Origin of the sequence: Cystobacter fuscus DSM 2262, assembly GCF_000335475.2 — a bacterium.
Taxonomy (GTDB): domain Bacteria; phylum Myxococcota; class Myxococcia; order Myxococcales; family Myxococcaceae; genus Cystobacter; species Cystobacter fuscus.
The window spans coordinates 92,922-119,869 of sequence record NZ_ANAH02000025.1; the positions used below are offsets into that span (position 1 = coordinate 92,922).

The 26,948-nt window shown below is 68.1% G+C and carries 24 protein-coding genes and 2 pseudogenes; 14 read left to right on the forward strand and 12 right to left on the reverse strand.

Annotation, left to right across the window (positions count from 1 at the left end):
- Nucleotides 1–46 precede the first annotated feature (46 nt).
- The 3 genes from D187_RS33190 (at nt 47) to D187_RS33200 (ending at nt 4,939) form a co-directional block, all read left to right on the forward strand.
- Complete coding sequence (locus tag D187_RS33190; RefSeq protein ID WP_002630554.1) at nt 47–949, forward strand: glycoside hydrolase family 16 protein; 903 nt, start codon at nt 47–49, stop codon at nt 947–949.
- Between the two features lie 181 nt (nt 950–1,130).
- Nucleotides 1,131–4,502, forward strand: coding sequence for a hypothetical protein (locus D187_RS33195; protein ID WP_002630555.1), 3,372 nt, complete (start codon nt 1,131–1,133; stop codon nt 4,500–4,502).
- Between the two features lie 233 nt (nt 4,503–4,735).
- A complete protein-coding gene (locus D187_RS33200) occupies nt 4,736–4,939 on the forward strand; it encodes a cold-shock protein (protein WP_043432638.1) in 204 nt (67 codons plus the stop codon).
- A 114-nt stretch (nt 4,940–5,053) separates the two neighbouring features.
- On the opposite strand, the gene D187_RS33205 is transcribed toward D187_RS33200, so the two are convergent.
- Nucleotides 5,054–5,326, reverse strand: coding sequence for a hypothetical protein (locus D187_RS33205; RefSeq protein WP_002630557.1), 273 nt, complete (start codon nt 5,324–5,326; stop codon nt 5,054–5,056).
- 457 nt (nt 5,327–5,783) lie between these two features.
- On the opposite strand from D187_RS33205, the gene D187_RS33210 reads away from it, so the two are divergent.
- Both D187_RS33210 and D187_RS58920 read left to right on the forward strand, forming a co-directional pair.
- Nucleotides 5,784–8,345, forward strand: coding sequence for a UvrD-helicase domain-containing protein (locus D187_RS33210; RefSeq protein WP_162159730.1), 2,562 nt, complete (start codon nt 5,784–5,786; stop codon nt 8,343–8,345).
- Nucleotides 8,294–8,575, forward strand: a pseudogene (locus D187_RS58920) (tyrosine-type recombinase/integrase); the annotation flags it as partial. The gene D187_RS33210 and the pseudogene D187_RS58920, both read left to right, overlap by 52 nt.
- Nucleotides 8,576–8,609: 34 nt before the next feature.
- On the opposite strand, the gene D187_RS58295 reads toward D187_RS58920, so the two are convergent.
- Nucleotides 8,610–9,392 (reverse strand): hypothetical protein, encoded by a 783-nt coding sequence (locus D187_RS58295; protein ID WP_002630559.1) that lies wholly within the window; start codon nt 9,390–9,392, stop codon nt 8,610–8,612.
- Nucleotides 9,393–9,972: 580 nt separating this feature from the next.
- Nucleotides 9,973–10,683, reverse strand: coding sequence for an IPT/TIG domain-containing protein (locus D187_RS58925; protein ID WP_043432643.1), 711 nt, complete (start codon nt 10,681–10,683; stop codon nt 9,973–9,975).
- 531 nt (nt 10,684–11,214) lie between these two features.
- Here D187_RS58925 and D187_RS52930 point away from each other — a divergent pair.
- Nucleotides 11,215–11,724: pseudogene (locus D187_RS52930) on the forward strand (hypothetical protein); the annotation flags it as partial.
- Nucleotides 11,725–11,799: 75 nt separating this feature from the next.
- Here D187_RS52930 and D187_RS33230 read toward each other — a convergent pair.
- From D187_RS33230 to D187_RS33250, 5 genes are read right to left on the reverse strand one after another with little or no spacing between them, the layout of a single operon-like run.
- The gene (locus tag D187_RS33230) at nt 11,800–12,594 is read right to left on the reverse strand and encodes a DUSAM domain-containing protein (RefSeq protein WP_002632394.1); all 795 of its coding nucleotides are present in this window, start codon (nt 12,592–12,594) and stop codon (nt 11,800–11,802) included.
- A gap of 54 nt (nt 12,595–12,648) precedes the next feature.
- Nucleotides 12,649–13,338 (reverse strand): hypothetical protein, encoded by a 690-nt coding sequence (locus D187_RS33235; RefSeq protein WP_043432645.1) that lies wholly within the window; start codon nt 13,336–13,338, stop codon nt 12,649–12,651.
- Nucleotides 13,339–13,374: 36 nt separating this feature from the next.
- Nucleotides 13,375–14,160 carry a c-type cytochrome gene (locus D187_RS58305; protein ID WP_002632392.1) on the reverse strand — a complete coding sequence of 262 codons (786 nt, stop codon included), beginning with the start codon at nt 14,158–14,160 and terminating at the stop codon, nt 13,375–13,377.
- 11 nt (nt 14,161–14,171) lie between these two features.
- On the reverse strand, nt 14,172–15,290 hold the full coding sequence (locus D187_RS33245; protein ID WP_002632391.1) for a metallophosphoesterase family protein: 1,119 nt from the start codon (nt 15,288–15,290) through the stop codon (nt 14,172–14,174).
- 3 nt (nt 15,291–15,293) lie between these two features.
- Nucleotides 15,294–16,565: a cytochrome-c peroxidase gene (locus tag D187_RS33250; protein ID WP_043432649.1), complete on the reverse strand. Its 1,272-nt coding sequence runs from the start codon at nt 16,563–16,565 to the stop codon at nt 15,294–15,296.
- A gap of 368 nt (nt 16,566–16,933) precedes the next feature.
- Here D187_RS33250 and D187_RS56835 point away from each other — a divergent pair, with 368 nt between their 5' ends.
- The 3 genes from D187_RS56835 (at nt 16,934) to D187_RS33260 (ending at nt 19,198) form a co-directional block, all read left to right on the forward strand.
- Entirely contained in the window at nt 16,934–17,080 is a 147-nt protein-coding gene (locus tag D187_RS56835) for a hypothetical protein (protein ID WP_002632388.1), read from the forward strand.
- A 70-nt stretch (nt 17,081–17,150) separates the two neighbouring features.
- A complete protein-coding gene (locus D187_RS33255) occupies nt 17,151–18,407 on the forward strand; it encodes a metallophosphoesterase family protein (RefSeq protein WP_002632386.1) in 1,257 nt (418 codons plus the stop codon).
- 11 nt (nt 18,408–18,418) lie between these two features.
- On the forward strand, nt 18,419–19,198 hold the full coding sequence (locus tag D187_RS33260) for a hypothetical protein (RefSeq protein ID WP_002632385.1): 780 nt from the start codon (nt 18,419–18,421) through the stop codon (nt 19,196–19,198).
- 10 nt (nt 19,199–19,208) lie between these two features.
- Here D187_RS33260 and D187_RS33265 read toward each other — a convergent pair whose 3' ends face one another.
- Complete coding sequence (locus D187_RS33265; protein ID WP_002632384.1) at nt 19,209–19,661, reverse strand: hypothetical protein; 453 nt, start codon at nt 19,659–19,661, stop codon at nt 19,209–19,211.
- 128 nt (nt 19,662–19,789) lie between these two features.
- Between D187_RS33265 and D187_RS33270 the strand changes: the two genes are divergently transcribed.
- Nucleotides 19,790–20,497: a glutamine amidotransferase-related protein gene (locus D187_RS33270; protein ID WP_002632383.1), complete on the forward strand. Its 708-nt coding sequence runs from the start codon at nt 19,790–19,792 to the stop codon at nt 20,495–20,497.
- Nucleotides 20,498–20,607: 110 nt separating this feature from the next.
- Here the strand turns inward: D187_RS33270 and nth are convergent, their stop codons facing one another.
- Nucleotides 20,608–21,267, reverse strand: coding sequence for an endonuclease III (gene nth, locus D187_RS33275; RefSeq protein WP_002632382.1), 660 nt, complete (start codon nt 21,265–21,267; stop codon nt 20,608–20,610).
- 80 nt (nt 21,268–21,347) lie between these two features.
- On the opposite strand from nth, the gene D187_RS33280 reads away from it, so the two are divergent.
- Both D187_RS33280 and D187_RS33285 read left to right on the forward strand, forming a co-directional pair.
- On the forward strand, nt 21,348–22,121 hold the full coding sequence (locus D187_RS33280; protein WP_002632381.1) for an ABC transporter ATP-binding protein: 774 nt from the start codon (nt 21,348–21,350) through the stop codon (nt 22,119–22,121).
- Nucleotides 22,118–23,848: a putative ABC exporter domain-containing protein gene (locus D187_RS33285; protein WP_002632380.1), complete on the forward strand. Its 1,731-nt coding sequence runs from the start codon at nt 22,118–22,120 to the stop codon at nt 23,846–23,848. Before D187_RS33280 ends, D187_RS33285 begins: the two co-directional genes overlap by 4 nt.
- 1 nt (nt 23,849) lies before the next feature.
- Here D187_RS33285 and D187_RS33290 read toward each other — a convergent pair whose 3' ends face one another.
- Both D187_RS33290 and D187_RS33295 read right to left on the reverse strand, forming a co-directional pair.
- Nucleotides 23,850–24,158 carry a hypothetical protein gene (locus D187_RS33290; RefSeq protein ID WP_043432651.1) on the reverse strand — a complete coding sequence of 103 codons (309 nt, stop codon included), beginning with the start codon at nt 24,156–24,158 and terminating at the stop codon, nt 23,850–23,852.
- A gap of 19 nt (nt 24,159–24,177) precedes the next feature.
- Complete coding sequence (locus tag D187_RS33295; RefSeq protein WP_043432653.1) at nt 24,178–24,534, reverse strand: hypothetical protein; 357 nt, start codon at nt 24,532–24,534, stop codon at nt 24,178–24,180.
- Nucleotides 24,535–24,615: 81 nt separating this feature from the next.
- Here D187_RS33295 and sppA point away from each other — a divergent pair, with 81 nt between their 5' ends.
- Nucleotides 24,616–26,331, forward strand: coding sequence for a signal peptide peptidase SppA (gene sppA, locus D187_RS33300; protein ID WP_002632377.1), 1,716 nt, complete (start codon nt 24,616–24,618; stop codon nt 26,329–26,331).
- A 13-nt stretch (nt 26,332–26,344) separates the two neighbouring features.
- Nucleotides 26,345–26,875, forward strand: coding sequence for a TFIIB-type zinc ribbon-containing protein (locus tag D187_RS33305; protein ID WP_043432655.1), 531 nt, complete (start codon nt 26,345–26,347; stop codon nt 26,873–26,875).
- Nucleotides 26,876–26,948 lie beyond the last annotated feature (73 nt).

Genomic DNA, 26,948 nt, shown 5'->3' on the forward strand with positions numbered 1-26,948 from the left:
GGGCGCCACGCCGACGTGATGCGCCGGGGTGAGGGGAAATCCCGACATGAACATGATCTCCAATTCGAAGCGTCTGAGTGGGTTCAAGCATCTGCTGGCGTGGGGTCTGGGCGGCGCATTGATGGTCTCCGCTGGCTGTGGGGCCGGTGCCGAGCAACCCATCGAGGAGACGGCCACCAAGCAGGAGGAAAAATCCCTGGCCGGCTGGGTGCAGATCTGGAGCGACGAGTTCGACGGCACCAGCGTGAACACCTCCAACTGGTCGTACGTCACCAACGTCCACGTCAACAACGAGCAGCAGCAATACACCACCTCGTCCCAGAACGTGTCGGTGAGCAACGGCACGCTGAAGATCACCGCCCGCCTCCAATCCAACAACGGCTATCCCTTCACCTCGGGCCGTCTGGAGAGCGCCGGCAAGCGGCAGTTCGGCCATACCCGCATCGAGTCGCGCATCAAGCTGCCCGTGGGCGCGGGCCTCTGGCCGGCGTTCTGGCTGCTCGGCCATGACATCAATACGGTGGGCTGGCCCGCGTGCGGTGAGCTCGACATCATGGAGAACGTCGGCTACAGCGACTGGATCTCGGGTGCCCTGCACGGCCCGGGCTACTCGGGCAATACGCCCATCAACAGCCGCTTCTACCCCAACTCCTCCGTCGCCAACTACCACGTGTACCGCACCGAGTTCTCCCCCTCGGACATCAAGTGGTACATCGACGGCGTGCTGGTGAAGACCACGCTCAAGTCCGAGGTCACCCGGTACGGCAACTGGGTGTATGACAAGCCTTTCTACATCATCCTCAACCTGGCCGTCGGCGGCAGCTACCCGCAGGGCGTGAACGGCGCCACCTACCCGTACCCTGGCGTGCCGCAGTCCACGGTGGACCTCATCCGCAACACGCCCCAGACGATGGAAGTCGACTGGGTGCGCGTCTACCAGTGGCAGTAGTCTGATCCCGGACCGGGGGAGGGCCATGACGCGAGCCGTCATCTCCCCCGTGCCCGAGCGGGACGCACTGCTGGCCCGCTCGGTCTGCATCCGAGAAGGGAAGGGGCCTCGCAACCTCTCGCCGACTTTGCCGATAATTGGGAAAACCCGCCTCATTTCCTGAACGGTAGGAGTCTCCCCCATGTCCCGCCCCGTTGACTCTGGCGCCGCCGCCGAAGCCGCCCGTCGTGCCGCCGCCGAGGCCGCTGCCCGCGCCGCCGCCGAGGCCGCCGCCCGTCGCGCCGCCGCCGAGGCCGCCCGTCGCGCCGCCGCCGAAGCCGCCGCGAAGGCCGCCGCCGAGGCCGCCTCCCGCCAGCAGGCCGAGTCCCAGAAGCCCCAGACGCAGCTCTTCAACCGCAACCAGTTCTCCGCGGGTGACAACCGGGCCCAGAACCGGCTGAGCGGCGAGTCCCCGGTGTCGGCCACCAGCACCTCCCCGTCCACGGGCTCCACCACGGTCCGCCAGCTCACCACGGCCTCTGGCTCCCCCACCGCGCGCAATGCCCGGACCGGAGAGACTCCGCCGGAGCGCGCCGACGCGCTGCCCGAGAATCCGAAGGATCTGCCCAAGCTCTTCCCGGAGCTCCAGGGCAAGGGCAAGGAGGAGATCAAGAAGGCGTACGACTCGCTCAACAAGCTGGCCACCGGCTCCTTCTCGGAGAAGGCCACGGCGCTCGGGGAGCTGGCCTCGCAGTTCCCCCAGACGGTGCCCAACGCGCTGGAGCGGCTGGGCGTGAAGGACTCGAAGCTGGCGAAGCTGGCCACCAACTCCGAGGCCCTGGGCGCGCTGGGCACCCTGAGCAACCCGGACAAGTCCGCGGTGGACAAGGCCAAGGCCAGCCTCACGCTGGCGAAGGCCGCCGGTGACATCCTCAAGCCGGCCGATCTCAAGGGCGTGCTGGACACCACGCTCAAGGGCCTGCCCTCGGCGGAGAAGCTCATCGGCGCCGTGTCGACGTGGGCGGACCCCAACGCCTCCGGCGTGGACAAGGCCAAGGCCACGCTCGAGCTGGGCAAGGCGCTCAAGGACTTCGCGGGCGAGAAGTTCCCCGATCTCGCCAATGACTTGCGCAAGCTGGACGGCCCGCTGCGCGCGGCCGGCGCCGCCATCACCCTCTTCGATCCCAAGGCCTCCGTGCAGGACAAGGCCGTGGCCGCCGCGCAGCTCGCCGCCGAGCTGCCCGACCTGAAGAAGAACGTCACCGGGTTCGCCCAGATGCTGCGCAACGCGGGCGTCTCCCAGGCCGACGAGGTGGCCCAGCAGGGCGCGCGTCTGGCCGAGGTCGCCGTGAAGGGGTTGGATCCGGCGCTGGCCTCGAAGCTGTCGCCCGCGCAGCTGGACAAGCTGAAGGCCGCCGCCACGAAGCTGGGGGGCCCGGACTCCCTCGAGTCCGTCCTCGGGGGCGTCACCGATCCGAAGGCGCTCGACAACCTGGTGGGACAGCTCGACTCGCTGGACGCCGCCGCGGGCAAGCGGCTGGTGGGGGCGCTGGGCGGCCTGGAGCACTCGGTGCTCAACGAGACGCTCGCCGATCCGAAGGTGGCCGGGCAGCTCTCCCAGCTCGCCACCAAGCTGGATGACGACGCGGGCAAGGTGCTGGCCAACGCCGTGAAGGACATGGACGCGGACGCGCTCAAGTCGCTGCTGCGCTTCACCGACGGGGTGGGGGCCGACGCCCTCAACACGACCATCAAGGGCCTGGGCCCGCTCGTGGACAAGGCGGGCAGCAAGCTCGTGGGCCAGGGCCTGAAGGTGCTGGACAAGGCGCTGGGCAAGATGGGCGTGGAGATCACCGCCGAGGTGGCCGGCAAGGTCTTCAAGAACCTGGCGAAGGCCATCCCGGTGGCGGGCGCGGTGCCCAACGCCATCGACGCGGTGAAGTACGAGAAGGAAGCGCTGGAGCTGCGCGGCAAGAACAACGACCTGGGCTACTTCGCGCACACCGCCGCCACGTTGAATGTCGTGGACGCGGGCCTGGGCCTCGCGCTGGACGCCGCTGGCGTGGTCACCGGGGGCGCGGGCGTGGCCGTGGACGTGGGCACGAGCGTGGTGCTGGGCGCGGCCGAGCTGGCGATGGACATCGGCTTCGACCAGGAGAAGGCGAAGTACGAGGCGGACCCGGAGAACTACGAGGCGCCGGGGTGGATGAAGGCCGTCAACCTGGCCGGAGCCGCGGCGCAGGGCCCGGCGGGCATGGCGCAGCTGGCCGCCTACTACGGCCCCGAGGGCGCCGCCGAGCTGGCGCAGTGGGGCGTGGAGACGGGCGCCAAGGGCGCCGTGAAGCTGGCCGAGTTCGCGGGCGTGTCGGCGGCGGAGGCCACGGGCGACGGCCTGAAGCTGACCGCGGGCTTCATCCACAAGATGGCGGACGTGGTGCGCAACCCCTCGCGCTACGGCGAGGCGGTGGCGCGGCAGGCCACCGAGGCCTTCAACGCCGCCATCGCCAAGGGAGGCGAGATCGCGAAGGAGGCCCAGAGGGTCCTCGACAACGTCATCACCGAGGCCAAGGAGCTGGGCACCAAGGGCCTGGAGACGCTCAAGTACCTCGCCGAGAACCCGGGCGAGGTCGCGAAGAAGGCGCTCGACGGCATCCAGAGCCTCGTCAACTCGGGCATCGATCTGACGACGAAGTTCGGCAAGGACCTCTACAAGAAGGCCGTGGATACGCTCGAGGGCCTGAAGGCCGGCTGGGAGAAGCTGACCGGCGCCGCGAAGGAGAAGGCCCAGGAGCTCATCAACGGCGCGAGGGATCTCGTCAGCTCCACGGTGAACAAGGCGAAGGAGCTGGGCGAGAAGGGCCTGGAGCTGCTGGCGTGGACGGCCACCCACCCGGGCGAGGCCGCGGAGAACGCGAAGCGGTTCCTCTCCGACACGCTGGCCAAGGGCGGCGAGCTGGCGAAGAAGGCGTGGGACTCGGTGCGCGCGCTGGGCGAGCAGGGCCTGGCGGTGGCCGAGGACGTCGTGCGCGGCCTGGCCCAGGCGGGCGAGGCGGCGGTGGACACGCTGCGCTACGTGGCCGAGCACCCGGGCGAGGCCGCCGCGAAGGTGCGCGACTGGGCGGGCCAGACGCTGTCGGACCTGGCGCGCAAGGGAGGCGAGGCGGCCAAGGCCGCGGCCACCGCCGTGAAGGACTTCGTGGACCGGCGCGCGGACTGGGCGAAGACGTTCGCCAGGGATCTGCTCAAGGATGGTGTGGAATCCTTCAAGGAGGTCGCCAAGGCCTGGAAGGACAACCTGACTGAGGGGGGCAAGGAAGTGATGGGGGCCTTGGCCGACCTGGGCGACGCGGGCGTGGACGCGCTGAAGGATCTGGCCGGTGCGGGCGGGCAGCTCGCGGAGGCAGCGGTGGGCCACCTCGACAACCTGGCGCGCGCGGGTGTGGGCGTGGCGAAGGACGCGCTGGAGGGCCTGGTGGACCTGGGCGGCGACGTGGGCAAGCTCGCCGGCGATGCCTTCGACTCCGTGTCGGACTTCCTCGAGGACAGGATCCGCGACGTCATTCCGGGCATCTGAGCCATCCGGCCTGACACCTCCCGGGTAATCCTTGGCGAAAACCCGCGGAATGGAAGCCCGAGACCCGGGGTTCCATCCCCAGCCGCCAGTCACGGGGACCACTTTTCGGAGACATTCGAAAAGAACCCCTGGGCACGAGCCTGGAAACGTGACACACGGCAATGGCCGCCCCCAACAGGGAGCGGCCTCCGCCTCAACTCATTGAGGCCGGACCAGAAAGAAGACACGAGTAAATGGCAATCGGTACCGTGAAGTGGTTCAACGACGCGAAGGGCTTCGGTTTCATCACGCAGGACGGCGGGGGCGAGGACCTCTTCTGCCACCACAGCGCGATCCAGACCGACGGCTTCCGCTCCCTGCAGGAAGGGCAGAAGGTCGAGTTCGACGTCTCCCGTGGCCCCAAGGGCCTGCAGGCGCAGAACGTTCGCCCGTCCTGAAGCGCGTCCTCTAGGACCCGCACCGGCCCAGTCTCCTCGCGAGGCTGGGCCTTTTTCGTTTTCCCTGTCCAGGTCAGCCCAGCTCGCGCTCCTGATGGCTTGCAGGTTTCGTCATCATGATGCAATTGATTGCAGCAGTGCCCGGACGCGGGAGACATCCTCGGCCCGGCGCAGCGGTGCTCCGTGCGAGGGCACGAGGATGGGCTCGCCCTCCAAGGCCTCCAGCAAGGTCCGCGCGATCCGCCCCGGCTCGGTGCACAACACCGTCTTGAAGATGCGATTGATGCGCAACCCCGGAGCGCTGCCGCTCACCCAGAAGGCGAACTTCCAGAAGGGGTGGGGTGGAGGCGCGGCCTGGTTGCCCAACAACTCGTCGATATAGAGCACGGGCCGCCCCCGCCCGGAGCACGTGCACCAGGGTGCCACCGTTCTTGGAGCCGAGCAGCTCGCGGAAGACGACCTCGGGAGGGGTGGGCAGGCCCGAGAGGTCCGTGAAGGACTTCAGGCCGGGCCGGTGTAGCGGACGCGCGAGAAGCCGTTCGCCAGCACGCCACAGCCCAGGTACTCTTCCAGCACACGGACGACGTATGTGTGGTGACATCCGCGGTCGGACGAGTCCCTGACGAAATCCGGAAGGGTGTTCCGTAGAGCAGCGTGGAGCGTTGACTGCTCTGGCCGACGAGGACGGTGTCGCGAGGACTCCGCGCGGGGCTCCGCAGGAGAATGCAGGAGAGGACGTCGGCCACCCGGGCTCTACCTCCCCCGTTCTGCGCCGATGCGGGCGCCTGCGGTGCTACCCTCCCCCCACCCAAGATGGCGAACGGGATGGGAGTGACCGGTGGTAGTGATCTGGTACCAGTTGGCGATCGTGGTCACGTTGATCTTGGTTCGCCTCATCTCACCAAAGCACTTGCAAGGGGCCGCGCTGGTCTGGACGGCATTGACGGTCATCAACCTGTTCTGGCCGCCGCTCATAGTCGTGCAGCTGATCGTTATCTGGGTCACTTACGGCGGTCTCAAGCGATCCGACCCTCCGCCAGAGCCACCCAAGCCAGCACTCGACCGGCCCATCCGCGTCGCCCCCGAGAAGCCGACCATTGACCTCGGTGCCTACGCCGCCCCCGTACCGCCTCCGGCTCCTCCGCCAGCCGTCGTGCCTACGGCCCGGCCAATCCGCGCGGTTCCAGCGTCCGCCGTAGCGCGGGTGCCGGCGTCCCAGGCGGGCGAGCAGCCGCCACGACAGGCACCACCACCCTCGGGAGCCAAGGCGGACACAAAATGGAAATGGTCGGTTCAGCAGAATGCAATCTTCGACTTCTTTGCCACAGGGAAGGGCAACGCGGTAGTTCGCGCGAGGGCGGGCACGGGCAAGACCACCACCATCCTGGAGGGCATCACCTACGCCCCCGAGAGCGACATCGTGCTTGCGGCGTTCAACAAGCGCATCGCGGAAGAGTTGGTGACGAAGCTGAAGAACCCCGCCGCCACGGCGAAGACCCTGCATGCGCTCGGCTTCGCTGCGGTGAAGACGTACTGGAACGGCACTGCGCTCGATAAGGACCGGGGGTTAACTCTCGCCCGCCGGGCAGCCGGGAACCAGAGTCCCGACCTGATGATCAAGCTCATCAGGAAGCTCGCTGAGTACGGCAAGAACATTGCTCCGTTCGGCTTCGTAGCCGACTTGGTCGAGTTGGCGATCCAGTTCGACGTCGAACCCGACGCGAAATGGAGCGAGCGCGGTTGGGACACCGAGAAGGTCGCCAAGTGCGCCCACGAAGCCATGCGGCTTGCCACGCAACGCGACGGCACCGTGGACTTCGACGACATGATCTTCGTCCCCGTGGCGATGAAGATGGTCCACCCGAAGTACGACCTCGTGGTGATCGACGAGGCGCAGGACATGAACCTGACCCAGCTCCTGCTTGCCCAGAAGCTGGTCCGCAAGGGTGGGCGCACGGTGGTCGTGGGCGATGACCGACAGGCCATCTACGGGTTCCGTGGCGCCGACTCGAAGAGTCTTGACCGGCTCAAGAGCGAGTTGAGCGCGGTCGAGTTTCCCCTCACGACGACCTACCGCTGCCCGAAGAAGGTAGTGGCCCTCGCCCAGCAACTTGTGTCCGATTACAGGGCAGCAGACACCGCCCCCGAGGGCATCGTCCGCGACGTGTCGAATTCGAAGCTGGTTGACGAAGCCACGCCCGGCTGTTTCATCCTCAGCCGCAAGAACGCGCCGCTTGTCTCGACGTGCATCAAGCTCCTCAAGCGGGGCAAGAGGGCGAAGGTCGAGGGGAAGGATATCGGGCGCAGCCTCCTGACCATCGTCAAGAAGCTCGGCGGGACGACCATCGAGAGCTTCCTCTCCAAGCTCGCAGCCTGGGAAGAGCGCGAGACGAATCGCGCTCGCTTGGCGGCGAAGGACCCAGAGCCGGTCATCGAGCGCATCGCAGACCAGGCCGGAATGCTCGTGGCACTCTGCGAGGACCTCTTCACGACGAAGGAGCTGGAGGCTCGCATCGAGAACCTGTTTGACGATGCCGCCAAAGGCGCCCAGCCTCTCATTATTTGCAGTTCAGTCCACAAGGCCAAGGGGTTGGAGCGCGAGAGGGTGTTCCTCCTCAAGGACACGTTCAGCCGAACCGGAACGGAAGAATGCAATATCGAATATGTTGCGATTACGCGCGCAAAGCAGGAGTTGATCTGGGTGGTCAACGAGGCTTCGAACCGTTCACTTGTCCCGATGACACTAGAGGAATTTGTGCTCGATGACCGTCATGACGGGGTGCCTCCGTTCGACGGGGTAAACTGCGCCCCCAAAGGAAGTCTCGGCGGCTCGTTTCAAACCGCGACAGAGGGACGAGAACCCATGAAAAGCACCGACCAGGAAGTCCGAATTCTCGCCGGCGAAGAAGCAGACAAATATCTGTCAATGGCACCAGACCTACTGCCGCTTGGGAACAAGCTTATTTTCCGCATCTCCGAAGGAGCACTCGAGACGCACCGCGAGCGCCTGCGAGCGACGTTTCCCGCGGCTGTGCTTCGCCCAATCCCTCCGCCGAAGCCGTACACCAGTGGCCGACCGGTGGCGTACGAGCACATGCAGAAGCTTTTGGATGTTGAGGGTAGCTTTCGGGATTTCCCCCCGTGCGTAAAGTTGCCGACGGTGGATCCTCCCGGGGGTGGCTACGAGAGAACCTACGTGGGCTCGGGCGTTCCGGCCTCGGAGCATCCGCTTGCGAATGGCTGGTTCTCCCGCTGCATGAACTGCGCGAGCAAAGAGACCCGCGTCATCTACGCAAGCTCTGCGACGCACTTCGGAAGCATTGAGACCTCGCGGTGGAATGAGTGCTGGTACGAATGCCTCGAGTGCGGAAAATTCAATTACCATCAGACCAACTACGAGTTCTGACGGCGCGGCGCCCGGCGTGCTACGCGGATAGGAAGAACAAACCGGGGTCAGAGAGTACCGCTGCGGCCCGCGCTTCACCACCGAAGGGCAGTCGAGTGGGGCAGGACTCCGTGAGGTGCTGGCACACGCTCCGCCACGCGTTCGCCAGCCACTTGGTGATGAAGGGCATGACGCTCAAAGCAGCACAGGAACTGCTGGGTCACGCCACCATCGACATGATGATGAAGTACGCGCACCTGAGCCCGGACGCGCGCCGGGAGGCGATCAAGGTCCTGGAGAGAGCCGCGAGGCCGCCTGCTCGAGGTCACCGATGCCTGCCTGACTGGAAGGCCCCTTCGACAGGAACGCGACCGGCAGCTGCAAAGACGTCCCAATGGCCCACGCGCCCACGGCCCACCGCGTACCCGCCTCGGCCCCGAAATCGCGCACCTTGAACTCTGCGCCGCGGCCCCAGAAGCGCTTCATGGTCGCGGAGCCTCCATCCGGGGGGCAGTACCCCATGATGAGGACGCGGGGCAGCTGGTGCTCCTCCACGAGCAGGCGGACAAGCGGACGCAGCAACTCGTCGGACTCCCGCTTGAGGAGATCAATCGCCCGTGCGCGCTCCTCCGGCGTTCGTTCAGAGGCATCGAAGACCGTGTCGAACTTGCCGGCCGTCGGCAGGGGCGACACGTCGAGGTGCACGCACCGTCGTCCCGTCCCGTACACGCCGCCGTAGGAGACCTCTCCGCCCGAAGCCGTCCGAACGATGCGCTCAGCCTTGTCGAACCAGGTGCGGTACGGACGCGTGAAGTACCCAGTCTGCCGGTCCCAGTGACTCTTGGCATCGTCCGACTTCGGCACGAAGCCCTCGGTCACCTCTCGGTCACTCGGATTCAGGGCAATCGTCACGAGATGGACCGGCGCCTCATCGGCTGGAAGCCCGAACCCGATGATGGGCGGCAATGCCGTGTTCTTGAACCAAGGGGCCAGCGAGGGGTCGGAGAGATAGTGCTGCCGCCGTTCCAGAGCAGCGCTGAACAGCACCTGGAAGACCTCGAATTTCACGCGAGTGTCCTTTCATCAAGCAAAACCCAGGAAGCCTAAGTCAGGACCTACCCATCCCGCCACCCCTGGAACTCCTCCCGACGCATTCGAGTCGGAGCCCGGTGCGGAAAGGCTCGCCGAGCCATCCCGGGCAGGCCGGCGAATACCCGAGGTGCTCCACAAGCTCGGCCAACTCCGGCGCTAGTGGACTGTCCACGAAGTTCGTGGACATAGCCACTGGGATGAATAGCTCTGGTGGATGAGAATCTGGGCCGCATACGCCTCGACCGCTGCCCTTTGGTCGGTCTGGGTGATAACCAAAAGATGATGTCTGGGATACAGAGCCCGGGAATCCATCAGTCGCTCAGCGTAGTGTTGCAACTGCTCCCGCCCGACCGCATTCGCCAGGAACATCCGCGAAGGCCCCAGGAGGCTGAGGAAAAGGCGAAGGGCCCGGAATCGTCTCGCGAGTCCGGGCCCTTCTATTGGCGAGCAGTACTGGAGCCGGAAGGCGACTTTACCGCCCCATGCGACTCACGTCATCAATCTCCTCAACAGTTGATGAACGTTCGTAACAAACGCATTTTTACCAGACGCGGTCTTACTTCACACAGGCGAACGCCACGTTTCCGGCGCCGTGTTCGAAAGGACCGAAACCCGTCGCATATCCATTCCATGCGCAATACCGGTGGACTGCTGACCTACACGCCAAGTCCATGACTGCGGTTGGAGTACAACTAGAGACCACCGACGTGAGAGTAGAAAAAGGCGTACTGAATACTCTCGCGCCAGGGCCGGGGATGCCCTGAAGCCCTTGAGGACCAGTGTCGCCCTTGGGACCTTGCGGGCCCGGAATACCCTGCACCCCCTGCGGACCGGTGTCGCCCTTCTCACCCTTCTCGCCCTTGGGTCCCACCGCGCCCAGAGTCACATCGAAGGAGTCATTCTGTTCTACATTGGAGCCGGTCGACATCGTTAGCCGGTAAGAGCCGGAGCGCATGAGTACCGGAGGTAGGGCGACGACGACAGTGTAAGGGGTATAGGTCTTGACTTGCACCCCAATATCCATGAGGTAAACGCTGGGCGCGAGTCCGGTGGAAGTGACGAAGTTGCGGCCATGGATGGTCATCTGGTCCAGGTCGTAATCCACCTCCAAGTCTGTGATGTGCATCCGATTAGGGGTCGTCTGCGCCTGCGCCTGTGCCGAGATCGTCAGTCCCGCTATCAGGCCGGTCAGTACGCCCAAGCGGATGGCCATGGATGACATGCGCAGGTGAACCCCCAACGTCCTACTCCGGAAGGCTTTCATCATGAATTGTTCTTGTTTCTCTTGATGTGTGGATTTGTGACGCGCATGGAAGCGCAATCGCTGGCACCCACTCTTACAGCAAAAAGGCTTCGTTCAAAACGGCTTCGAGAACCGGTACTTCAGGCAGGCTGCTACGCGAGTAAGCAGATGAATACCCGGTTTACGATTTTTGCCAGTGCAAACCCTGCCGAGCGGTCAAGGTTACGGTGGTGTTGCTTGCTCATGGTGCACACTCCGCCCTTCCTGTTGCTCCCCCACGCAGGAAAGGAGGGGGCGAGCGCGGCACCTGAAGCAGTGGTCAGCAAGGAGCCGAAGAAGGAGCGGATGCCGCGAGTGGACTGGGCGAAGCTGCTGCGCAGGAGGTTCGCGTTGGCGGTCTCCCGGAGTCAGATCCTTGAGCGGAACAATGACCACGGACCTTCCGCCAACAAAAGGGGCTCGAAGTGATCTTCCCATGCCAAGAGCCTGGTCTTGCTCGGATCATGCGGAACTCTCCATGAGATGGATGCTCCTGTGCACCGGAGCTTCTCGAAGGTGGGGCAGGTGTCCGCTCGGCACCTGAGCCTCAATCAGCCCTGCTTCATCGACTGCACCTTCGAGGTGAAGCAGGAGTTGAAGAATTACCAGAGCTGGGTGGCCGCGTCCCTCAAGGGCTGCCGGTTCAAGGGTCGGCTGACAGGGTGTGACTTCGGCTACTGGCCTGAATACATGAGCCTGCCGTGGTATCAGCATGGCTTCATCGAGGACTGCGACTTCACCGAGGCCCAGATGGATGCTTGCCGCATCATGGGCTGTGACCCTGCCACCATCCGCTTCCCCAAGTGGCCCTGATTCACCATTCTGGACCCCATTGGGCGAGCCCGCGAACTCAACAGCATCCAGTGGCCGGGAGGTTTTCGCCCCATCATCGTGGAGAGGCAGTACAGGGATCCTCCCCGCACAACGGCCGTGACGTTCTACGCCCCCGCCCTCGCCAGGCGCCGCAAGACCACAGCGGAAGCGTTCAGGGCCGTCATCGAGCAGTTCGACTGCATCGTCTACTGACTGGGCCATGCCGAAGTCGCGCGACACCTTCCGGAGGGTCGTACTGCCGCGGAGGCGAAGTCTCCGCCAATAAGGTCACGACGCCGAGGGCAGTTCGTCCAAGCTCCTCAGGTTCTCCTCGGCCATGCGGCGGTACTGCGGGACAATCTCCACGGCCAGCACCGCTCGCAGTTGATGACGTGCCCCTTCGAGATCTCCTGCTTCCTGACAACGGATCATCCGGTGAAGAGCTTGTGAAAGCCGCTGCTTTCCGTCGTCCATGCGCTTCAACATCACCGCCAGGAGTGCCTCGGTGCCTCCCACGGTCCTGAGAGACTCTTCGGTTTCGGTCTCACTGATGGCCACGATAGGCGCGGTCCGCCGCAGGAAGTCGCGCAGGTCGTCGCGGAGTTCCAGCGATTGGCCCTGTTGAACCCGGAGAGCCAGGGCTCGGATCTGCCCCCATGGGTGAAAGTCCTGTTCGACCTGCCCGGTCAGGAAGATCGTCTCGAATGTTGCCAGATAGTCGAGTCGGATCTCGAGCTGCTCCCGGTAGTGAGAAACGACCTCGGCTGCGAGGGCATCTTCGATCACCTTCCGCGCGCCAGCGAAGTCGCCCTTGTCGCGCAGGGCATCGACTTGGGAATCCACCTTCCCCAAGCGCAGGGAGCCGTCCCGGATACGACGACCGATCTCCCGCAGGAGGGTGGTCGCTGTCGAGACACCGCGCAGGGCGTCTTCGATGTCCCCGGTGCTGATCGTCACGAGTCGGGCGCCTCCGCTCAGCAGGGCGCGGGTTTCGTCACTCAGCTCGAGCGCCTCTCCCTGCTCCAGTACTCGCTGCTCCAGTTGCTCGAATCGTCGCCAGACAAGCCGTTCCTCGTCGGTCATGGCTTCTTCTACCGCCTACGCGTGGGTTCCACCTGCGCTACACCTGCTTGCTTCTCATGATGCAATCGATTGCAACAGAGCCCGGGCGCGGACGACATCCTCGGCCCGGCGCAGCGGCGCCCCGTGGGCGGGCACGAGGATGGGCTCGCCCTCCAAGGACTCCAGCAGTGTCCGCGCGATCCGCCCCGGCTCGGTGCACAACACCGTCTTGAAGATGCGATTGATGCGCAACCCCGGAGCGCTGCCGCTCACCCAGAAGGCGAACTTCCAGAAGGGGTGGGGTGGAGGCGCGGCCTGGTTGCCCAACAACTCGTCGATATAGAGCACGGGCCGGGCCCCCCGGAGCACGCGCACCAGGGTGCCTCCGTTCTTGGAGCCGAGCAGCTCGCGGAAGACGACCTCGGGAGGGGTGGGCAGGCCCGAGAGGTCCGTGAAGGACTTCAGGCCGGGCCGGGTCAGGGCGGCGAGCGCCGCCGAGGGCGCGTAGGAGCGGGCCTCGGGATAACGGGCCTGCCACGCCGGCAGGCCCAGGTCATGTCCGGAGTGGGGGGCGACGATCGCCGTGACCCGGCCGTGGGCCTCGAGCGCGGCATGGTCCGCGTCCGACAGAACCGGCGGCGGGCTGACCACCGCGAGTTCTCCCGGGTGGAGCTGGACGGCGAACGCGTTGGTGGGCCCGAAGTGCCGGACCTCATACGCGTGGACCCACACCCCCGAACCTTCCAGCACCTCGTTCCAAGCCATGGTCACCCCCCGAAGCGGCGGCACGCTCCCCGCCGCTCAGTGCTTGCCGTACTCCAGCTTCACGCCCTTGCGCTGGGCGAAGATATAGGCCTCCATGGCCTTCATCCTCGGGTCATCCTCGGCGAGCGCCTTGCCACGCACGGGGTTCTCGATGCACCAGTTCACCATGTCGCGCAGCAGCGCCACGCGGCCGAGCTGCACCTGGTACTTCGGATAGGTCTCCGGGTGCGTGTTCGCCCCGTCCGGGTGGCACATGTCGCAGGAGATGGCCACGGTGCTGCCCAGCTCCTTGGAGTCATGGAACACCCGGTGCCCTTCCTTCACCATCTGCTCGGCCGAGGCCTTCCACAACGCCTCGTCCCGGGCGCTGAAGGCCCCATACGTATGGCCCGCCTGTTCCTGGTCGCCCTTCTGCTTCGCGACCCCTGCCGCGTCGGAGGCGGCACTCTCCCCCTGCTTCTTCACGTCCGCCTTGGCGGCCGGCGGAGGCGTGGGCGGCTGGGCCAGGGCCACGCGAGGGGGCACCGGATCCCAGTTCGCCTGGGGGTTCTTGCGATACCACTCCGCCATGAGCTGGTCGGAGATGGCCTGGGCCTGCTTCTTGTCGATTTGCGCGGGGTCCTTCACGCCCTTGACCTCGAGCGTCGTCTCGCCGTCGCACAGGGCGATCACCACGTTGCCCTCCGCCGAGCGGGGAACCTGATGCGTCGCGGGAGCGGGGGAGGTGCCCGGAGTGGACGCGTCCTTCGCGGACGCGGCTCCGAGCGACAGCAGACCGAGGGCGCCGAGCGCCGCGATGCCGGGTGTCTTGCGTGCGTTCATGGTGTGGGCTCCTAGTAGGACGGCAGTTTCGTCGCGGCCGGGCGGTCCTTCTTGCCCTTGGACGCGAGGTAGCTGGAGCGGACCGTGACGGGATCCCGGTCCCAGAGGTTGTAGAGCTTGTCCGCCAGCCCCTCGGCGGTCACGTCGAAGCGGCCGTCGCCGCACCCGTCGAAATTGCTGAAGGGATCCGCGCGGTTCATCTGCACCGTGAGCGAGGGCAGCCCCTCGGGGGCGTAGGGCCACGGCCACGCGGTGGACAGCATCCCGTGGAACTGGATGTTGCCGATCTGGTTGCTGAGCATCTGGTGCGTGTGGCCGTGGATGACCGTCACGTTCTCGAAGGGCCTGAGCAGCGCCTGGATCTCGTCCGCGTCCTCGGTCCAGAAGTTCCACGGCCGGTAGTATTTGTAGAGCGGCGAATGGCTGAAGATGATGAGGGGCGTCTTCTTGTCGACCTTGGCCAGGTCCTGCTTGAGCCACTCGCGGCCCGCCGCGCCCACCTCGAAGCGCGACTGCACGCCGTTGTCGAGCCCCGCCACCGTCTGCATGCGCTCCTCGGGCGTCATGCCGCGCTCGGTCCAGAAGTCCTTCTCGTTCACGCTCATGAGCGTGACGAAGTGCACGCCCTTGTGATCGAACGAGTACTGGGGCTCGCCGAAGTTGGTGCGCCAGTGCTCGCCCATGTCGAGGAACCAGTCGTGCTCGCCCACCATCATGCGCACGGGCGCCTTGACCGACTTGAGGAGCTCCCGGCCCAGGTCGAGCTCCTCCTTCTTGCCCAGTTGCGCCAGGTCGCCGCCGAAGAGGACGAAGTCCGGCTGGGGATCCAACCGGTTCACGTCATCCACCGCGCGCAGGATGGAGCGCACGAAGCGATCGTTGAGCTCCTTCTTGTACAGGTGTGTGTCGGAGATGTACGCGAAGGTGAAGCGGGGGCGGGCCGAAGGGGCGGCGTCGGCCACGCTGACGAGCTGGAAGCTGTGCGGGGTGATGAGGCTCTTGGCGGCCACGATGCCCGCGGACAGGCCCGCGAGCTTCATGAAGCCGCGGCGATCCAACCGGCGCAGGCCCTCGAAGAAGGCGTCGCGCTCCTCGTGGTGTTTCGTCTCGATGCTCTTGATGTGCTTCATGGCTCACTTCTCCGAGGACGGGCCCACGGGCCCATAGAAGCCGCGATCGGCGGGGTTGGAGATGGAGAGATCCGGGCTGACCCCGATGTCGCCGAGGTTGCCCTTCTTGCCCAGGGCCACGGCGGTATCGCGCTCGGGGCGTTTGTTCTTCCGGGCGCGCTGGCTCGCCAGCTCCTTCTTCTCCAGCGCCGCCAGGTCCTCCGACGTGAGCGCGAAGAGGAAGGCCACCACGTCGTCGATCTCCGGCTCGGTGAGGCCCAGCCGCTGCATGCCTCCATCGAGGAAGGGGTTGGGGATGCCGCCCTTGTTGTAGTGGTCCATCACGTCCCACAGGGTGGCGAGCGAGCCGTCGTGCATGTAGGGGCCGGTGACGCCCACGTTGCGCAGGGTGGGCGTCTTGAAGCTGCCGATGTCGTTCTCGTTCTTGGTGACGAGGAAGCGGCCCATCTCCGACAGGTTGGTCTGGATGGCCAGCTCGTCGATCTGCTTGGCGTCGCCGGTGCGCACCACGCGCAGGGCCTCGGCGGCGAGCTTGGGGAAGTCGTGCTGGTGCGCGGCGATGCCGATGTTGTGGAACTTCTGGTCGGAGAACAGGGGGGACACGGCGTTGCCCGCGTGGCAGCTGTTGCAGCGCGCCTTGCCGTTGAAGAGCGCCCACCCGCGCTTCTCCGCCGCGCTGAGCGCCTTGGAGTCACCCGCCAGGAAGCGATCGAAGCGGGCGTTGCCGGAGAACTGCGTGCGCTCGAACGCGGCGATGGCCGTGGCGAGATCCTCGGCGGTGGGCTCGCGGCCGAACACCTTCTGGAACTCGGGCGGGTACTCGGGCAGCCCCTTCACCTTGGCCACCACGGCCTCCACGTCGGGCATGCCCATCTCGATGGGGTTGATGATGGGCAGAAGCGCCTGCTCCTCGAGCGTCCCCGCGCGCCCGTCCCAGAACTGGGTGGCGTTGAAGAGGGCATTGAGCACCGTGGGGCTGTTGCGCTGGCCCCGCTGCTTCTTGATGCCCTCGGACCGGGGGAGCCCATCCGTGAAGGCGCGTTTGGGATCATGACACGTCGCGCAACTCACCGAGTCGTCCGCGGACAGGCGTTTGTCATTGAAGAGTTTTTCGCCCAGGGTGATCTGCGCCGCGGTGGGCCGCCGCTCCGGGGGCACGGAGAGCTCGTACAGCACCGGGGAGACCCCCGGGGGAAAGGGTTTCTGGGGCGGCGCGGGCTGCGCCAGGACGGTGCCGCCCAGCGCGAGCACCGCCACACACGTGAGTGCTTTCATGAACACCTCGCTCGGAATGAATCGGATCGCGTGCGTCGTTCGAAGAGGGGAGGGGGCGCCCCTCGGTCCAGGGTCCGTGTCACTAACAGGCGCTTTTATTTCCGCATGAACTCGAATCCGGCCTCGGCCCCACGGACAATTGATTGTCGGCAAGAGGTCAGTTCACACGGCCCGGGTTTTCGCCAGACAACAGGTCCCGGGGTCCGCGAGGCAGGGCGCCACCGGTCCTCTCCGCGGTGCACGTGAGGTCTCGCTCCACCAGGACTCCGCGTGACGTCGCGCCCGTGTTGGCATTTTTTCGACAGCACCCCGGTTTATCCGGGTAGAATGGGAAAAGCAGTGAAACCCTCCACTCCAGGAGCTTCCCCATGAAGCGCATCATCGCTCTCGCCGCCGCCGTGCTCGCCTTGGGAATGGGACTTGCCTCCACGTCCGTGCAGGCCGTGGATTGTCAGCCGCCGTGCTGGAAGGATCCGATCACCGGGAAGATCATCTGCGGAACGCCCTGCCCGTAGGGCGGGCATCGGGCTTCGTTGCCCCCACAAGAGGGGTGACGAAGCCCGCGCGGCAGGGCACGCTTGCTTCATGGCGAGTCCCCTGCCGGAGATCTCCCCCGCCGCTCATCCCGTCGCCTACCTCACGGACGTGGAGGGGCTGTGGGAGAAGCTGGCCAGTTTCTGCCGGGACAACCCCCATGTGTCGCTCGAGGCCGGAGGGCGGCTCGTCGTCCGGCCGGGCGCCACCTTCGTGTATGGCGGGGACGCGCTCGACCGGGGCCCCGACGGGCGCCGGGTGGTGCGCACGCTGCTGAATGCCTGGCGCGAGTTCCCCACGCAGGTGGTGCTGCTGGCGGGCAACCGGGACATCAACAAGCTGCGCCTGGTGCGCGAGTTGAACGGACACCCCCTGGCGCGCACGCCCGAGGAGGTGCGCCGCGCGCCCCGGCCCGTGCTCCTGCGGTGGATCTTCGCGAACACCATGGGGGCGCGCGGCGCCTTCGAGTTCCGCCACGCCGAGCTGGCCCGGGAAGAGCGCGCCGTGAGCGAGGAGGACGTGGTGGACAGCTTCCTCGAGGACCTGGCACCCGGAGGCGTGCTGCGCGACTACCTCACCGCGTGCCAGTTGGCCCACCGCATCGGCAACACCCTGTTCGTGCACGGCGGCGTGCGCGAGGAGAGCCTCGGCTTCGTGCCCTCGCGGGGCCGGGTGGAGGGGGTGGATGCGTGGCGGGAGGCGCTCAACGGCTGGTACGCCGGGCAGCTCGCGGCGTTCGCCGAGGGTCGGCTCGAGGGCGGTGTTCCGGACTGGGAGCCGCTCATCGCCTACCAGGCCCCCATCCCGGGCCAGCGCGTCAACCCCGCGAGCGTGGTGTACGGGCGCATGGCCGACGCGAACAACCATCCCGGGCTGCCTTCCGCCGGCCTCATCGCGGCGCTCGCCGACGCGGGCATCCACCGGCTCGTGGTGGGGCATACCCCGAGCGGGGATTGTCCCTCGGTGCTGCGCGAGGGGCGCTTCGAGCTCATCCTCGCGGACAACTCCTATGGCCGGGTGGAGGAGGCCTCGCGGGTGTTCCTGCGCGACGACAGCGTGTGCGTGGAGGGCGGCGTGGTGCTGGAGGATGGGCGGCACGAGCGGGTGCGCTTCCAGCTCGCGCTCGAGGACACCTCCACGCCCATTGGCCGGCAGGTGCTCGACACCGGGCACCTGGTGAAGGGACCACTCGCGGGCAGCGGGGACTGGTTGCTGTTCCGCGCCCTGCCCGGGCTCCGGGTCGAGCAACTGGCCTGGTCCCCGAGCGCGCTCGCGGGCCGCCCCCTGGGGTCCGCGCGGGCCGTATGATGCCCGGCCACATGCGCCTCCTGTTCCTCGTCGTCGTGTGGCTGCTCTCCCCGCGGGCGGCGGCCCAGCCCGAGCTTCCGCCGATCGGTTCGCTCGGCGAGCGGACGCTGCTGATGTGGGGAGGGGGCCGCACGCGCGAGGAGGCGGAGTCCGTCCTGTCGTCCTACCAGGAGCGCGCGGAGAGCTGGGCGCGCGTGGTGGAGCTCGGGCCCGGCTTCCCCCGAATCCTCGAGGGCTCGGAGGTCCCCGGCTTGCGGCCCGGCACCTATGTCGTGGTGCTGGGCGTGTGTGACCGGGCGTCGGGCACGGAGCTGGCGAAGGTGTTCAAGGCCCTGGAGCCGCTCGCGACCACGCGCTGGGTGATGTGGGAGGAGGGGGAGCCACGCGCGTGTCCGTCGATGGCGCCGGGCTGGTCGCTGGGCGGGAGCGCCCGGGTGTGGGCCAAGGGGGGCAGCCTCGCGGCGACCCTGTTCCGCTCCATCGAAGGGGAGGGCGCGGGGGCGCGACACGGCTGGCTGCTCGTGCTCGGGCTGCTGGGCAAGGAGGACGTCACGACCACGGTCGTCGAGCCCCCGGAGGAGGGCGTTTCGTCGGAGGCGAAGCGCCTGAAGGGGGGCCGCAACGAGGTGGTGCTGGAGGAGTGGCTGAAGGATCCGACGTGCGACACGGGGCCGCGTGCGGAGTTGCACGCCCGCACCTGGACCTTCTCCGCGCTCAAGGGGGAGCTGGTGACGAAGCAGGTGAAGAAGCCGCTGCGTCACGAGGACTGCGCGCGGGAGCCGGGCGACTGAAGCCGGGGCGTCAGCCCACGTGGGCGCTGGACGCGGCGAAGTGCCGCTGGATGCGCTCGGCGTCGGCGACGCGCCCTGACTCCCGGAGCTTGTCGAGCGCGTACTCGAGGGCCGACTCCATGTCCGACATGGCCCGGTGGGGCATCGGCTGGGGCTTGAGGTGGAAGACGAGGCTCATCGACAGGCGCATGGCCGCGGAGGTGACGATGATGGCGTTGCAGAGCACCTGCTCGCGCAGCCGATCCGAGTTCGTGTCGAGCCACTCCGACAGTCTGCGGAGCTGATCGAGCGGGGGCATTCCCGCCTGGCGCGCGTCGGTGATGCTGACGTACGGCTCGCCCCGCTCCAGGTAGGACGCGGAGCGGGTGAGGAACTCCTCGAACTGGCCGTTCGTCATCACGCCCGCGGGGCGGAAGATGACCAGGGGCCAGAGCGAATCATCGAAGGTGAGGCGGGCACTCATGACGGCTCCGGCGGGGGACGGATCTCGTGAGGGGACTCGGGTGGGTTCGGGGGAAACCAGCCCCCCACTGTAGCGCCGAATGGGTAGATTGCACGGGCGACCTTGCCCATTCTCATTCGGAGAGAATCATGCGCGCGGTGGTGATGCAGCACGAGGAGCACGAGGGGCCGGGGATGCTCGGTCCCGCTCTGGAGGCGGCGGGGTTCACGCTCGTCAAGCGCTTCCGGAGCGTCAAGCGCGAGGACGTGGACGCGGAGCTGGTGGTGGTGCTCGGAGGCCCCATGGGTGTCTACGAGGCCGAGCGTCACCCCTTCCTCGCGGAGGAGCTCGGGCTGTTGAGCGAGCGGCTCGCGTTCTCGCGGCCCGTGCTGGGCCTGTGTCTGGGCGCGCAGTTGCTGGCGGCCGCGGCGGGCTCCGAGGTCTTCGTGGGGAAGAACGGCCTGGAGGTGGGAGTGGCCCCGGTGCGCTGGACGAAGGAAGGCCTGGCGGATCCTGTGCTCGGTGGCGTGCGCCCTCGGGCCACCGTGGCGCACTGGCACCAGGACACCTTCAAGCCGGTGCCGGGCGCCACGCTCCTGGCCTCGACGGATCGCTATACCCAGCAGGCCTTCCGGCTCGGGGACTCGTATGGACTCCAGTTCCACCTGGAACTCACCGCGGACGAGCTCGAGCGCTGGTTCACGCAGGGCGCGGAGGAGCTGGTGGAGTTGTACGAGAAGAACGTGGACGAGCTGCGCGCCCAGCTTCCGAAGCTGCGCGCGGCGGAGGGTGAGAACAGGGAGTTGCTCGAGCGGCTCGCCCACCACTTCGCCCGGGTGGCCCGCGCCGCCCGCTGAGGCGCCACCTCCCTGGGAGGTGGATGGCTTCATCGGCGCCATGGAGTTCCGTCTCTCCGCGGACGAGGTGCGGGAGATCGAGGGCGTCCTGCCGTAGCCGGAGGCCGGTGCTACCCGGGCGGCGCCTCCACTCCGAGCTTCGGACAGAAGTCGGCCAGGGGGCAGGCGTCGCACTTGGGTTTGCGTGCCATGCAGGTGTAGCGGCCGTGCAGGACGGTGGCGGGCCCGAGGAAGGTCCACTCCTCCTTGGGGACGAGCTTCATCAGCTCCTGTTCGATCTCCTCGGGCTTCTTCTTCTTGGTGAGCCCGAGCCGCTGGCTCACGCGCACCACGTGGGTGTCGACGATGATGCCCGAGGGCAGGTTGAAGGCGGTGTTGAGCACGACGTTGGCCGTCTTGCGCGCCACGCCCGGCAGGGTGGTGAGCTGCTCGAGGGAGTGGGGCACCTCGCCGCCGAAGTCCATGAGCAACGCGCGGCTGAGCGCCTGCACCGCCTTCGTCTTCTGCTTGTAGAAGCCCGTGGGACGCAGGTCCTCCTCGAGCTCGGCCGGCTCCGCGTCGGCGAGCGCCCGGGGGCCTCCGGGGTATTTCTGGAAGAGGGTGGCCGTCACGCGGTTGACGCGCTCGTCCGTGCACTGCGCGGCGAGCACGGTGGCCACGAGCAGCTCATACGGCGTCTTCCAGTTCAGCTCGTAGCGGGCCTCCGGGTAGGCGGTGTGGAGGCGGGTGAGCAGCGTCTTCACTGTCTTCGCGGGCGTCATGGGCGTCATGAAGGGGCACGTACCCTAACGGCTCGAGTCCGCCGCCCGCAGTGGAAACCCCCTGGGGGGACGCGTATTTTGTCACCCCTATGAGCGAGGTGACGGCGCCGGTGCTGCGGGTCGGCGGGCTGGAGAAGACCTACGGCGAGGTGAAGGCGGTACAGGGCGTGACGTTCCAGCTCGCTCCGGGTGAGGTGCTCGGCCTGGTGGGGCCCAATGGCGCGGGGAAGACGACCACGCTGCGCTGCCTGGCGGGCATCCTGCCCCCGTCGGCCGGACGCATCACGGTGGCGGGGTATGATCTGGCGCAGCATCCCGTGGAGGCCAAGCGCTCCCTGGCGTTCCTGCCGGACGAGCCGCGCCTCTTCGAGTACCTCACCGTCTGGGAGCACCTGAACTTCGTGGCCCGGTTGTATGGCGTGGAGGACTGGGAGCCGCGCGCCCGGGCGCTGCTGGACGAGATGGAACTCGTGGGCAAGGAGAAGGCCCTGCCGGGCGAGCTGTCGCGCGGGATGAAGCAGAAGCTGTCCATCGCGTGCGGCTTCCTGCACACGCCGCGGCTCATCATCCTGGACGAGCCGCTCACGGGGTTGGATCCCCTGGCAATCCGCCGGATGAAGGCCTCGCTGCGCCGGCGCGCGGAAGAGGGCACGGCGCTGGTGCTCTCCTCGCACCTGTTGCCGCTGGTGGAGGAGCTGTGCCACCGCCTGCTCGTCATCGCCGGGGGGCGGGTGGTGGCGCTGGGGACGCTGCCGGAGATCCGCGCGCGGCTGAGCGGGCCCGAGGCCGCGGGCGCGTCCCTGGAGGAGCTCTTCATCCGCATCACCAGCGCGGCGCCCGGGCCGGAGCGCGAGGCGCCATGAGCTTCGCGCGCGCGGTGGTGTTCCTCTGGGCCGCCTCGGCGCGCAACCGCGCGCTGCACCAGGTGCGGCGGTTGCGCCAGCCGAAGTACCTCGTGGGGGCCCTGGTCGGCGCGCTGTATGTCTACTCGCTGTTCCTGCGGCGCCTGGGCTACCAGCAGGAGTGGGCGGTGGTGTCGCCCATGGCCCGGCTCTTCAGCGAGTTCATGCTCGGCACGGCCATGCTGGGCACGCTGCTGTCGGCCTGGGCGCTGGGGCCCGACCGGCCCGCGCTGTCCTTCAGCGAGACGGAAGTCCAGCACCTCTTCCCCGCGCCCGTGTCGAGGAGGGAGCTGCTGCACTTCAAGCTCGCGCGGGGGCTCGGGGGCGCGGCCGTGGGAGCGCTCGCCGCCACCGTGTTCGTCGGGCGCGTGCTCTCGCCGCACCCCGTGCTCTTCTTCCTGGGCACCACGGTGACGCTCACCACGGTGAGCCTGCACGTGACGGCGGCCTCCTTCATGCGCACGCGGCTCGCCCGGCGCGGCACGTCCGGCACGGTGGTGCGCTGGGTGCTGCTCACGGCCGTGTGCGCCCTGCTGATCGGCGCGGCCATGGAGGCGTTGAGCCACCATCCCTTTCCGGAGGAAGGGTGGAATCCCCTGATGCTGCGGCAGTGGGTGCTCGCGTTGAGCACGTCGCCGGCGCTGTGGCCGGGGCGCGCGCTGGTGGCCCTGCCGCTCGCACAGGACGTGGGCGCCTTCCTGCGGCGCCTGCCCCTCGGACTCGGCCTGCTCGCCGTGCACTACGCGTGGGTGATGAAGGCGGCGGTGCCCTTCGAGGAGTCGGCGGTGGGGCGCGCCGAGGAGCGGGCCCGGATCCGGGAGCAGCTGGCCCAGCGCGGGGGCCGGAGCCTGCCCCCGCGGACGAGCGCGCCGCCCTTCCGGCTGGCGGCCGTGGGCCGGCCGGAGGTGGCGATCCTCTGGAAGAACCTCATCGCCGGCAAACGGACGGGGAGCGTGGGACGGCTCGTCGGCGCGGCGCTGCTGGGCGGGGTGGTGGCCGTGGCGGCCTCGGGCGAGAGTCCGGGCGAGGCGCTCGCCCAGCTCAGCGGCTTCCTGTCGCCCTTGTGTGGGGGCTTCGCGGTGCTGCTGTGCTTCTTCGGCCCGTCCGCCGTGCGGACGGATCTGCGGATGGATCTCCCCCGGTTGGAGCAGCTGCGCGCGCTGCCGCTCACGGGCCGGCAGGTGGTGGCCGCGGAGCTGGCCGCGCCCGCGCTGCTGCTCGGCGTCGCGCAGGTGGGGTTGCTGGGGGTGGCGGTGGGCGGCTCGGTGTGGCGCGCGGAGGGGTGGAACGAGCTGTGGGTGGCGCTGGGGCTGGGGGCGGTGTGGCTCCTGCCCGCGGTGACGCTGGGCGGGCTCTTCGTGCAGAACGCGGCGGTGGTGCTCTTTCCGGCCTGGCTGCCGCCCGAGGGCGAGCGGGCGCGGGGGCTGGAGGCCATTGGCCAGCGGCTGTTGACGCTGGTGGGCACGATGGTGGTGTTGCTCGTGGGGATGCTGCCCGCGGCCTTCCTGGCGGCGGTGGTGGGCTTCGGGCTGTACCAGCTCCTGGACGCCGGGGTGTGGGCGCTGCCCTTCGCGGGCTTCACCGCGGCGCTGGTGCTGGTGACCGAGGTGGCCCTGGGCATCGTGGCCCTGGGCCATGCCTTCGATCAGCTCGACGTGTCGGTGGAAGGCACGGGCGTGACGTCCTGAGTCAGTGGGGCTCGGCCACGTCGGGGGGCGCGGACAACGTGCGCACCAGCACCGCGCGGCAGGCCCCGCACACGCTGCCGCCTCGTTCCCAGTGCACCTGCGCCTCCAACTCCTCGGCGGACTCGGACCCGGCCTCGAGCCGCTTGAGCAGCGTGGCGAGCTCATCCTCCGCGTCCGGGGTGCCCGGCCGCGCGGCGGTGCCGATCACGTCCTGCTCCCCCTCGAGCACGAGGGTGAAGCGGTAGTACAGCTCGACCGGGGCGATGGCGCGCCCGCAGGCGGCGCACGTCTTGGGTCGGGGGCCGGACATGTGGGGAGGCACCACGGGACTACTGCTCGCTGGCGTCCTCACCCCCGCGGGTGCTGGAGGTGCCGAAGGTGTTGGCCGCGGCGATGTCCCGGGTGGTGCCCTTGTAGGCGCGCCAGGCGAAGGGCGCGGTGACGGCGAAGGCGATGACGGCCAGTCCGATGGCCTTCCAGGGAATGGGCTCTTCCTTGACCTTGATGTCCTTGGTGTAGGCGTTGATGTTGGACTTGGGCCGGGCGCGCGCGGCGTTGCGCTCCTCCAGGGTCATCTCCGAGTCCTGGTAGGAGCCGAGCTGCCGACGCTGGGGCTGGGCGAGGGCGGCGCCTCCCGAGACGAGCACGAGAAGGGCCAACAGACGCGACAAGCGGGACAAGTGCATGGGCGGGCAGCCTATCACGACCCGACAGCAGCCAAGAACAGGGCTTGCTTCGCTTGCCGGGCTCCACTAGGCGCGGCTGCCGTGCGCCTGCTCTTCGTTCCCCTGGTCAACCTGCTGTTGTTACTCCGCGCCCTGCTGGGCCTGCCGCTGCGCCTGTTGGGGGCCCGGAGCCGCCCCGCCTTCGTGCGCTTCCGGTTGTCCGGAGAGCCCTCCTACCGCGAGCCGGGGCGCGCGCCCCGCCTGGGCCTGCTCGGGAGCCAGGGCCGTCCGGAGCCCGCCACGGTGACGTCCCTGGAGCGGCTGCGCGAGGATCTCGCCCTCCTGGCGAGGGACCCGGCGATCAAGGGCATCCTCCTGGAGATGGGGGAGCTGGCGGTGCCGCCGGCCAAGCGGGACGTGCTGGTGAAGCTGCTCGGGGACTTCCGGGCGGCGGGCAAGCGGGTGGTGGCCTGGGCGGTGAGCACGGACAGCCTGGGCTACCAGGTGATGTGCTCGGCGGACGAGGTGCTGCTCAGCCCCGCGGGGCGGCTGGAGCTGGTGGGCTACGCGGCGGAGGCCACCGCGCTGAGCGAGGGCCTGGGCCGGCTGGGCATCCAGGCGCACTTCTTCCGGCGCGGCGAGTACAAGACGGCGCCCGAGCTCTTCACGCACCCCCAGGTGTCGGACATCCAGCGGCGCACGCTGGAGGCCTTCCTGGATGAGCGCTACGGGGAGCTGGTGGACATCGTGGCGAGGGGCCGGCGCCGCGCGCCCGAGGAGGTGCGGCGGTGGATCGACGTGGGGCCCTACAGTGCCCGGCGCGCGGCGGCCGAGGGGCTCGTCGACGGGCTGTGTGACGAGATGGACCTGCCCAAACGGCTGGGCCTGAGCACCGGCGAGGACGAGGAGGGGGAGGGCGAGGGGGTGGAGTCCATGGAGCTGTACCGGGCGCGGCTGCCGTGGCCGCCGGTGCGGTGGCGGAGGCTCAAGCGCAAGCCCCGGCTCGCGGTGGTGCCGGTGTCGGGGATGATCGTCACGGGCAAGGGCGGCACGGGCGTGGGCCCGGAGCTGTCGGGCTCGGAGACGGTGGTGAAGGCGCTGCGCGCGGCGGGGAGGGATCGGCGCTCGCGCGCGGTGGTGTTGTACGTGGCGAGCTCGGGGGGCTCGGCGGTGGCCTCGGAGATCATCCTGGAGGCGGTGCAGCGGGTGGCGCGCAAGAAGCCCGTCATCGCCTTCGTGGACCGGGTGGCGGCCAGCGGCGGCTACATGGCGGCGCTGGGCGCGCGGGAGATCTGGGCCACGCCGCACGCCATCGTGGGCTCCATTGGCGTGTTCGGGGGGAAGTTCGACATCTCCGGGCTGCTGGCGAAGCTGGGGGTGCACCGCACGCTCATCACCCGGGGCGAGAGCGCGGGCATGTTCTCCTCGTCGCGGGGCTTCACCGAGCGCGAGCGGGAGTTGATGGAGGCGGAGATGGAGGAGACCTACCAGGCCTTCCTGGAGCGGGTGGCCCGGGCGCGGGGGCGCACCAAGGAGGAGATCCACGCGCTGGCGGAGGGGCGGGTGTACAGCGGGCAACGGGCGCGCGCGGCGGGGCTGGTGGACCGGACGGAGGGCGGCTTCGAGGAGGCGTGCGCGCGGGCCATGGAGCTGGCCAAGGCGCCGGGGCCCTTCGAGCTGAAGACGTTCGGAGGCGGCGGTCGGCGCTTCTCGCTGCTGCGGCTGTTGTTGGGTGGCGGCGCCCAGACGGGCACGTATGCCTTCTGCCCGACGGCGTGGAGCCTGGAGGGCTTCGGAAGAGGGGAGCGCTTCGAGTAGCCTCGTGCCTGGCATGGCGCGACCCTGTCCCCTGTGCGCGAACGAGCAGCTGCGGCCCCTGCGTGTCTCCCACGTGGAGGTGGGCACGTGCGCCCATTGCCACGGGCTGTGGTTCGGCCGGGGGGCATGGGCGCGCGTGCCGGATCGTCCTCCCATGCGGGCCTTCCTGGGGGCGGCGCGCCGGGCTCCCTCCCGGTGCCGGAAGAGGGGCCACCTGATTCCCCCGGAGCGCGGCACCTGCGCCACCTGTGGCGGCGCGCCCCTGGCGTGTCCGGACTGTGGCCGGCGGCTCGCCCGGGTGGTGACACGTGCCAGCCCGGTGGAGGTCTGCCCTCATTGCGAGGGCCTCTGGTTGGACGCGGGGGGCTACGCGCGGCTGGAGGGGGTGACGGACCTCCAGGCGGCTCCCGCCAGCGTGGGGAAGACTTCCATCCAGACATGCTCGGCCTGCGCTGACACGATTCAGGCAGACATGTTCGTGCATGAGGGAGATGTCTATTGTTCCCGCTGCCGGCCTCCCGGCGCCGTGCCCCGGCGACGGTAGAAGGCGCCTCGGAGCGCGTCGCCGTTCAAATGCAGACATTCCGGCCCGACGCATCGCGGCAATTGACGCGCCG

Coding starts and splice junctions, on each gene's coding strand:
- D187_RS33265 (WP_002632384.1), bottom strand. CDS start 19,661: ATGAGTGCCCGCCTCACCTTCGATGATTCGCTCTGGCCCCTGGTCATC.
- D187_RS33195 (WP_002630555.1), top strand. CDS start 1,131: ATGTCCCGCCCCGTTGACTCTGGCGCCGCCGCCGAAGCCGCCCGTCGT.
- D187_RS33290 (WP_043432651.1), bottom strand. CDS start 24,158: ATGTCCGGCCCCCGACCCAAGACGTGCGCCGCCTGCGGGCGCGCCATC.
- D187_RS58305 (WP_002632392.1), bottom strand. CDS start 14,160: ATGAACGCACGCAAGACACCCGGCATCGCGGCGCTCGGCGCCCTCGGT.
- D187_RS33270 (WP_002632383.1), top strand. CDS start 19,790: ATGCGCGCGGTGGTGATGCAGCACGAGGAGCACGAGGGGCCGGGGATG.
- nth (WP_002632382.1), bottom strand. CDS start 21,267: ATGACGCCCATGACGCCCGCGAAGACAGTGAAGACGCTGCTCACCCGC.
- D187_RS33260 (WP_002632385.1), top strand. CDS start 18,419: ATGCGCCTCCTGTTCCTCGTCGTCGTGTGGCTGCTCTCCCCGCGGGCG.
- D187_RS33250 (WP_043432649.1), bottom strand. CDS start 16,565: ATGAAAGCACTCACGTGTGTGGCGGTGCTCGCGCTGGGCGGCACCGTC.
- D187_RS33280 (WP_002632381.1), top strand. CDS start 21,348: ATGAGCGAGGTGACGGCGCCGGTGCTGCGGGTCGGCGGGCTGGAGAAG.
- D187_RS33200 (WP_043432638.1), top strand. CDS start 4,736: ATGGCAATCGGTACCGTGAAGTGGTTCAACGACGCGAAGGGCTTCGGT.
- D187_RS33235 (WP_043432645.1), bottom strand. CDS start 13,338: ATGGCTTGGAACGAGGTGCTGGAAGGTTCGGGGGTGTGGGTCCACGCG.
- D187_RS33295 (WP_043432653.1), bottom strand. CDS start 24,534: ATGCACTTGTCCCGCTTGTCGCGTCTGTTGGCCCTTCTCGTGCTCGTC.
- D187_RS33305 (WP_043432655.1), top strand. CDS start 26,345: ATGGCGCGACCCTGTCCCCTGTGCGCGAACGAGCAGCTGCGGCCCCTG.
- D187_RS33190 (WP_002630554.1), top strand. CDS start 47: ATGAACATGATCTCCAATTCGAAGCGTCTGAGTGGGTTCAAGCATCTG.
- D187_RS33285 (WP_002632380.1), top strand. CDS start 22,118: ATGAGCTTCGCGCGCGCGGTGGTGTTCCTCTGGGCCGCCTCGGCGCGC.
- D187_RS56835 (WP_002632388.1), top strand. CDS start 16,934: ATGAAGCGCATCATCGCTCTCGCCGCCGCCGTGCTCGCCTTGGGAATG.
- D187_RS33230 (WP_002632394.1), bottom strand. CDS start 12,594: ATGACCGACGAGGAACGGCTTGTCTGGCGACGATTCGAGCAACTGGAG.
- D187_RS33245 (WP_002632391.1), bottom strand. CDS start 15,290: ATGAAGCACATCAAGAGCATCGAGACGAAACACCACGAGGAGCGCGAC.
- D187_RS33255 (WP_002632386.1), top strand. CDS start 17,151: ATGGCGAGTCCCCTGCCGGAGATCTCCCCCGCCGCTCATCCCGTCGCC.
- D187_RS58925 (WP_043432643.1), bottom strand. CDS start 10,683: ATGATGAAAGCCTTCCGGAGTAGGACGTTGGGGGTTCACCTGCGCATG.